Origin of the sequence: Bradyrhizobium sp. 31Argb (genome assembly GCF_043638955.1) — a bacterium.
In the GTDB taxonomy this organism is placed as follows: domain Bacteria; phylum Pseudomonadota; class Alphaproteobacteria; order Rhizobiales; family Xanthobacteraceae; genus Bradyrhizobium.
This window is the reverse complement of the sequence record NZ_JBEGDB010000351.1, coordinates 1-7,105: the sequence shown is the minus strand read 5'-3', so window position 1 is coordinate 7,105 and position 7,105 is coordinate 1. Positions and strand designations below refer to the sequence as shown.

Annotated in this window: 6 protein-coding genes and 2 pseudogenes; 5 read left to right on the top strand and 3 right to left on the bottom strand. The window is 56.4% G+C overall.

Translation table 11 applies throughout. The features are described from left to right. Window positions 1-337: 337 nt before the first annotated feature. The 4 genes and pseudogenes from AAFX91_RS37090 to AAFX91_RS37075 form a co-directional block, all read left to right on the top strand. A complete protein-coding gene (locus tag AAFX91_RS37090; RefSeq protein ID WP_245474929.1) occupies window positions 338-1,927 on the top strand; it encodes a hypothetical protein in 1,590 nt (529 codons plus the stop codon). 7 nt (window positions 1,928-1,934) lie between these two features. Continuing rightward, on the top strand, window positions 1,935-2,615 hold the full coding sequence (locus tag AAFX91_RS37085; protein WP_394569812.1) for an HAD family hydrolase: 681 nt from the start codon (window positions 1,935-1,937) through the stop codon (window positions 2,613-2,615). An 11-nt stretch (window positions 2,616-2,626) separates the two neighbouring features. Next, entirely contained in the window at window positions 2,627-3,529 is a 903-nt protein-coding gene (locus AAFX91_RS37080; protein WP_130228487.1) for an NAD(P)-dependent oxidoreductase, read from the top strand. A gap of 449 nt (window positions 3,530-3,978) precedes the next feature. Continuing rightward, a pseudogene (locus AAFX91_RS37075) lies at window positions 3,979-4,297 on the top strand (transposase); the annotation flags it as partial. 14 nt (window positions 4,298-4,311) lie between these two features. On the opposite strand, the gene AAFX91_RS37070 reads toward AAFX91_RS37075, so the two are convergent. From AAFX91_RS37070 to AAFX91_RS37060, 3 genes and pseudogenes are all read right to left on the bottom strand, one after another. Next, the gene (locus AAFX91_RS37070) at window positions 4,312-5,610 is read right to left on the bottom strand and encodes an FAD-dependent oxidoreductase (RefSeq protein WP_130228488.1); all 1,299 of its coding nucleotides are present in this window, start codon (window positions 5,608-5,610) and stop codon (window positions 4,312-4,314) included. Window positions 5,611-5,689: 79 nt separating this feature from the next. Beyond that, window positions 5,690-6,060, bottom strand: a pseudogene (locus tag AAFX91_RS37065) (electron transfer flavoprotein subunit alpha); the annotation flags it as partial. A gap of 17 nt (window positions 6,061-6,077) precedes the next feature. Further along, window positions 6,078-6,920: an electron transfer flavoprotein subunit beta/FixA family protein gene (locus tag AAFX91_RS37060; protein ID WP_028168869.1), complete on the bottom strand. Its 843-nt coding sequence runs from the start codon at window positions 6,918-6,920 to the stop codon at window positions 6,078-6,080. Here AAFX91_RS37060 and AAFX91_RS37055 point away from each other — a divergent pair. Beyond that, window positions 6,921-7,105, top strand: a 185-nt coding sequence (locus AAFX91_RS37055; protein WP_394569811.1) for a hypothetical protein, incomplete at its 3' end; no start/stop codon positions are given.

The window sequence follows — 7,105 nt, the reverse complement described above, 5'->3', positions numbered from 1 at the left end:
ACAAAGCTCGCGCCAAACTCGGCCGCGCCTATCCAGCCACCCCCAAAGAGTCAAAATCACTGTGATAGACCACTAGATTGTCGCGACTATTTGCATGACGAACCTGCCGCGACTGAGACAGCGTCGTGAGAGGCAGCTTCAGGCGCGCCGACAAAGCCCTGGTACGAGCCTTGCTTGATGAAGGGCAAGACCATGTGCTTCGCGCCGAGCCGCCGGATTCCTTCCGCCTTGGTGCCTGGCTCCGGACATGGATGTCTTCAACCGGACACGGTTGAACACAACAACACGCAGCGTCAAACGATGACACGGTAACAGTCGTTGTCCAAAGGAGAGAAGCATGTCCGGTATTGCAGGCGCTTTTCTGTTGCCAAGCCGTTCACAAAAGACGGTTTACGATCGGCTCAAGCACATGGTTCCGAAGCTTGAAAACCGTGGACAGGCGGGGTTCGGCGTTGCCGCGTTCATGCATGCAAAAGGTTTTCAATATACAAAGTCATGTCGGCCACCACGCGACTTCGCAACGATTGATTATGATGAACAGGGTGCGAATTTCAGGCCACATGTAGCGATAGCACATATTCGTACTCCATCTTCCCGGGAGAACAGTGACGGCGACGTCCAGCCCCTTGACAACCATAAAGCCGGCCATCGCCACTTGACCGTTTGTTTGAACGGCGCTTTGGCCAACGCTGATGAACTTAAGGAAGAACTGCTTGCCCAAGGCTATCGGTTTGGCAGCAGAACGGATGCAGAGCTTCCGCTCAAGCTTATTGAGCGCATTTGTCAAAAAGACTATTGGCAGCACGCTTTGCCGGTTGATTACGAGAAAGTCTTTCGTGACATTGATGTCCGTATTGATGGGGCCATCATCGCACTTTTATTGGATGGTCAAGGTAATCTAACTGCTTTCCGCAATCGTAGTGATTTGCGGCCTTTGGAATTCATGAAAACCGAAGACGGTTTTGTACTCTTTGCCTCCGAAAATTGCGCTTTCTCCGGACTACAAGGCCAAGCGGACGAGATATTGCCAAGTCACATCAAGTATGTGGACGGACAAACGGGAGATTGCATCACTCGCTTTGTTGGCCGTGCTGGACACAGCCCAAAGCTTTGCGCCTATGAGACGCTCTATCTAGGAAATACGAAAACGTCGATACGAGGCCACTCTCATCTGAGCACCCGTCACAATATAGGCGTTACCCTGGGTCGAATTATCTCGCCGACTTTAGTGGTCGAAACGGGCTCCGCCCCCATCATCGTTTCTTCCATGCCGCGTACGGGAAAGCCGTATGCCGATGTTCTATTCGCATCTCTGGCCGAACAACAGGGTGCCCTCGTTCAAAGGCACGAAGTGATCGCAACATGCTGTTCGGAGCGCACGCTCATAGGCATCGCTGGCGAACGCAAATCGCTTATCGCGCAAAAGTACCGGGTCGCAAGCAAAGACGTTACAGGCCGAACCATAATTATAGCCGATGAGGCGCTCATTCGCGGCGATACAAGCCGGGCAGTGACGGAAATGCTCCTTGCCGCCGGGGCCAAGGCTGTGCATTGGGCAATCGGTTCTCCGCCCATCGTAGCGCCAAATTACTACGGAATGGGTATCGACACGATTGATGAGTTGGCGTTCTGGAAAGTCTGGAAAACATTGCCACCCGAAGCGCGACAGAACAGTCTGCGTTTCCATAAAATCGAGTCGCAAACGCTCACGGTGATCGAAAGGCACATTGCTTTGTCCATCAATGCTGCCAGCGTCACTTATCTGCCCTTTCATTCTCTCGTATCCTTGCTGCCGCAGGGGCATGATGGAATCGATCTATCTCCGTTTACGGTCGAGATGCCAACTCCTGCGGGGCAAAAACGCGCGAACGAAAACTTGAATAGATTGGTCGCCGATCTCGCCTTCACAAAAGTATCCGCTGCCTGAGGTCACGATGAAGCCGGCTCTTGTATTCGATTGGAACGGCACTCTGCTCGACGATGCCGATGCCTTGCTGCAAACGACGAACGCCATTCTGAGCCGGTTCGGCCGCGCTGCCATCGACATGCAAACTTTTTTGGACCAGTGCGACGTTCCACTTTCCGTCCTTTACCGCAATCTCGGAATATCGGAACGCGAAGTCGAAACAGTGGATAGCGATGGCAGCGCTATTTTTCACGACACCTACGAGCCGCTGGCGAGCAAAGCCGATCTGCGCGACGGCGCCCGCCGCATTTTGGAAACGGCGCGTCAACAGGCCGTTTCCACCATCATTCTGAGCAACCATATAGTCGAACCCCTCCGTACCCAATTGCGACGGCTTGGAATCGACGATTGCGTCGATGAGGTTCTGGCCTTTGAAAGCCGCGCTACTCAATACAAAAGCATGAGCAAAGGCGAACGGCTTCAGCTGTACATGCAAACACACAATCTGAACCCTGGGTCAACCGTCTTCATCGGGGACATGCCGGTCGAAACGGATATTGCACGCAATCTTGGCTTGATCAGCGTAGCCATTACCGGCGGGTTGGTGTCCGAGTCGCGTTTGCATGCGGCGCAGCCGGACTACCTCATTGATAACCATCATAAGCGGCTGCGCGTTCTGCAAGAAACCGGCTTTTTTCGAAATGCATAGTGAGCGAGAGCATGACTGAAAATCCATTATCGACCGCAACGCCTATGCCAGCGCGACAAAAGATCGGCCTGATCGGCGCAGGACGCATGGGAACCGGCATAGGGATCAGTCTTTTGCGTCATGGCGCCGAATTGCATATCAAAGCCAACAAGAACCGTAGGGGTGCGGAACGTTTAATCGGCATGGGCGCTTGTGAACGTGCTTCCATTGCTGAATTGGCCAGGCATGTAAATGTCGTCGTTTTGTCCTTGCCTTCAAGCCGCGAGGTTGAGGCAGTCTGTCTTGGGCAACACGGATTGTTCGCGCATTTACCCCGACAGAGTCTGATACTTGACTGCACAACGTCTCATCCTGCTTCAACGCTCGTTTTGGCCGAACAGGCCCAAAAGCATCGCTTAGCCTTTATAGATGCCCCCGTAACGCGAAGCCCTGAACATGCAGAGCAAGGACGTCTCAACGCCGTTGTTGGATCGGATGGGAAAAGTTTCCGTATCGCTGCCGGTATTCTTGCTGCGTTTTGCGAGAACATCGTCCCTGTCGGCGATGTCGGGCAAGGCCATAAGCTCCAGCTGGTCTATAACGGCATGACGATGGGCATAGCGGCGGTAACTGCTGAAACTTGCCGGTTTGCCGATGGCCTTGGCGTTGATCTTGCAACCTTACGCTCGTTAGTCAGTCGCGGCGCGACCAACAGCGGAATATTCCAGAATTTCGCAGCCTTTATGTTGGGCGAAAGACCGGATGTTTTGGCGATATCCATTACCAATGCCGCAAAGGATATTGATTGCGCCGTGCGGTTAGCAGGCGAAACCGCAATAGCAGTGCCGGTTCTGACTGCCGCCGCGCAAAAATTACACACCTCTGTTGCCGAAGGCAAAGGTGAACTCACCTTACCTCATCTCGCGCTTCTCTGAGGACAACGGATGACATAGTAACAGCACCCGAAAAACTGGTGTGCTGCAGACTTCGATGACCGTCGCGATTTCGGCAGTCGGCGGTTGTTCCTGACCCGGCAAGGTGCCGCAAATGTTGCTTTCGATTCTTTTCTCCTTCCCTACCGGTGCTGCCCTGAACATTTCGCTGACGGTGGATGGGCGCTGTCGCAGAAGATCGAACACAGTTCCGCTTAATCTGCGATTGGCTTCGCTGAACGACAAATCCTGAAAATTTGTGCAACCGTACAGCAGTCGCCGAAAATATGCCGAAAAGATAGGGCACTTACGGGTTGGTCGGAACTGTCTATGACGGCAGATTCCCGGCCCGAAATTACAGCGAGGCTGGCGTGAGGTTTTTCCGCAACCGGCCATCTCAGACGGGGAGGAAACTCACAGTGTCACAAACATTCATCCCGTACGCACCAACGGTCTCCGCAGGGCCGGCCGTTTTGACACTCGCACCTCCCATGTCTACCCTCATTGGGGACAAAGGCTACGATGGCGACGGCTTTCGCGCCGAAATCGTCAATCGCGGCGCGAAGCCCGTCATTCCAAACAAAATCCAACAGGGTGATCCTCCACAGATTCAGCAAACGCGTCGACAAAAAGCGCAACGTTATAGGCGCTGTTTCCGCCGGCAGAAGGATTTCAGGCGTGTTGCAATTCGCTACGACAAACTCGCCAGGAACTTCTAATGCTGCCGTCTACCTCGCGGCCATCGTCGCCTATTGGATCAATCGAGTCTGAACCCTCATACTCTTTCAACGCCAGGCGCGCGGGAAGCGGAACCCATCACCGAAGAGTCCGGTCCATGACCACACATCGCCAGAGGATTTTGAGTCCGCGTCCTTCTCCCCCGCCACTGGCCTGCCGGCAATGCGAGCGAAGTTCTGGATCGCTTTGGAGACGAGCTGCGGATAGGTGAGGAGAAAGTTGTCCGGCTGGGTGTGCATCAGCGCCGGCATATCCTTCTTTTTTAAATCCTCATACGACTCATTCAGCATCTTCTTGTACAATGATAAGCTATTCGACGTGCAGCGGCCGCCGCGCGACTTCACACGGAAGATCGCCTCCGGGGCAATTTTCCCAGAGATCATCGCAACGTTCAAACGCCCGCGATAGCTGGTGCTGTCGAGTTCGGCGGCATCGCCGATTACCACCCAGCCATCGCCGTAGAGCTGGGGTATGGTGTTGTAGCCGCTTTTCGGGATGAGGTGCGCGGAATATTCCTTGAGCTCTGAGCCGTCGATTAGTGGCACCACCGACGGATGACGCTTGAAGCGGTCGAGCAGCCCGTAAGGCGTTTCGCCCGTTCGCTGGAGATCGGAGACGAGGCAGCCGATGCCGAGTGAGATGCACTCCTTGTTCGCATAGATGAAACCCATGCCGGTCATCCCGCGCGAGATGGTGCCGGCGGCCTCGATCACGACCCCTTCGTCGCGCTTGAGATTGAAGCGGTTTTCGATGGTCTCGCGCGGCAAAAGGTGCATTTCCTCGACCTCCAGCGCAACCTGGTCGGGCGTCGGCCGCTCGCGCAAGCCCGCACACGTCCCGAGCAAGCCATTGACGCCCTCGGCGAGCACCACTACGTCGGAGTGGATTATGCCGTCCTGTCGGTCAGTACGCACACCAATGACGCGGCCACGGCGGTTCTGCGCCAGCTCGGTAACGGTAGTCTGGCACAAGAGGGTGGCGCCGGCCTCCTTCACCTTGCAGGAGAACCATTTGTCGAATTCGGGGCGGATGACGATGTACCGGTTCGGTCGCTGGTGATTGCAATCGTTGAAGCGGTAGCGCAGCCCGATATGGGAACGGCTCTCCATTATCCAAAAGCGCTGCTCGACAAGGCGGCGCTCGAGGGGGGCATTCTCGCGGAAATCTGGCGTCAGCTGCTCCAAGATGTCCGCATCGAGGACTGCCCCCTGCACGTTCTTTGATCCGGAATATTCGCCGCGCTCGAGCTGCAGCACCTTCATGCCGCGCTTGGCCATGCTCAGCGCGGCCGCGTTGCCGGCCATTCCGGCGCCAACAACGATCGCATCGAACCTCTCTTCGATCATGGGCCTCTCCTTTGTTCAGTGGCGCATGTTCTCAAACCTACCCTCGCTTGCAACGCGGTCGCCTGCATAGGGCGACGGCGGAGGCGGCGAGATCACGACCCAAGATCGTGCTTCCCAACAACAGGATCTCCGGCTCGGAGGTGTTGACAAGGCCGGTCAAGGCCTTGGTGTCGGACACGTTGCGGCAATCTGCAAGCATGTTGTCGGCAACCAGATAGAAGGTCGGCGCCGTGGCAGAGTTCGACCGCGGGCGCTGCGCGTCGCCTTTGTCTCCGGACCGATCACGACCTCCGCGAGATCAACTTTCAGCTTCAGCTCCAAGGAGACTGATTGCACTGGCCGCGCTCCTGTTCGATAAAGACCCAGACATACTGCGTTGAAATTCACCGCGAGCGCCTTCTTGCCGGCGCGCCCTTCAGGAGACGCGCGAGCTCCTGTCAGATCGCTCATCATCAAGACTCTTCGGATCAGGCATCGCGGGCCAGCGCCGCAAGATCGGTCTCAAGCTTGGGCTGGTGCTTGAAGATCGCGTCGATCAATGCTTGCGCCGGCTGCTCGGCGGCTTCTACCAGCACCGCCTTCTCAGCGCGCGCGGACGGCGCGAATACACGCTTAACGACGGTCGGCGAGCCCTTGAGACCGCATTTGGAGATGTCCTCGACGCCGGCCTGCTGCGCGTTCCACTTCACGATCGGCGCCCGGGCGGCACGCAACGCATCCGCCATGGCGCCGCGGCGAATCTGGTTGGTTGCCTCCAGCATGGTGATGAGACACGGCAGCCGGGTGCGGAGCACCTGCACGCCGCCTTCGGAGCGCCGTTCCGCTTCAACTGTGCGTGCGGCAAGATCCAAGGCACTGATCTTGGCGACGTAGGTGAGCTGCAGCACACCTAGCCGCTTCGCGACGCCGGGCCCAACTTGGGCGGTGTCACCGTCGATGGTCTGCTTACCGGTGAAGATGAGGTCCGGCGGGCCATATTCCTTGCCGATTTTGCGGATGGCGGTCGCAAGTGCGTAACTCGTCGCCAGCGTATCGGCGCCCGCGAAGCAGCGATCGGTGAGCAGTACGGCGCGATCGGCGCCAAAGGTGAGCGCTTTGCGTAACGAGTCCTCGGCCGACGGCGGCCCCATCGTAAGGACGGTGATCTCGCCGCCGAATTTATCGCGCAGCTCCAGCGCGGCCTCGAGCGCGAAGAGGTCGTATGGATTGATGATGGTCGGCACGCCCTGACGCATGATCGTGTTAGTCACGGGGTGCACGCGGATTTGCGCCGAGTCGGGAACCTGCTTGATGCAGACGACGTTGTGCATATGTTTCTCCAGACATTGCAATGGCTGGCGAAGAGAACAGCAAGTTTCGTACCACTGCGCGAATTTCAAAATCAGCAGCGATACAATGCTTTTTGGAAACGTCATCTCACCCTAGGCCGTGTGGACTCTTGGGATTCTCAAATCAGATTGAACGTGATTCAAGGCTTTCTTTTAGGAGGAAGCCT

Bases quoted from the DNA above. Each gene is read 5' to 3' on its own strand.
- AAFX91_RS37090 (WP_245474929.1), top strand. From the start codon at position 338: ATGTCCGGTATTGCAGGCGCTTTTCTGTTGCCAAGCCGTTCACAAAAG.
- AAFX91_RS37085 (WP_394569812.1), top strand. From the start codon at position 1,935: ATGAAGCCGGCTCTTGTATTCGATTGGAACGGCACTCTGCTCGACGAT.
- AAFX91_RS37080 (WP_130228487.1), top strand. From the start codon at position 2,627: ATGACTGAAAATCCATTATCGACCGCAACGCCTATGCCAGCGCGACAA.
- AAFX91_RS37070 (WP_130228488.1), bottom strand. From the start codon at position 5,610: ATGATCGAAGAGAGGTTCGATGCGATCGTTGTTGGCGCCGGAATGGCC.
- AAFX91_RS37060 (WP_028168869.1), bottom strand. From the start codon at position 6,920: ATGCACAACGTCGTCTGCATCAAGCAGGTTCCCGACTCGGCGCAAATC.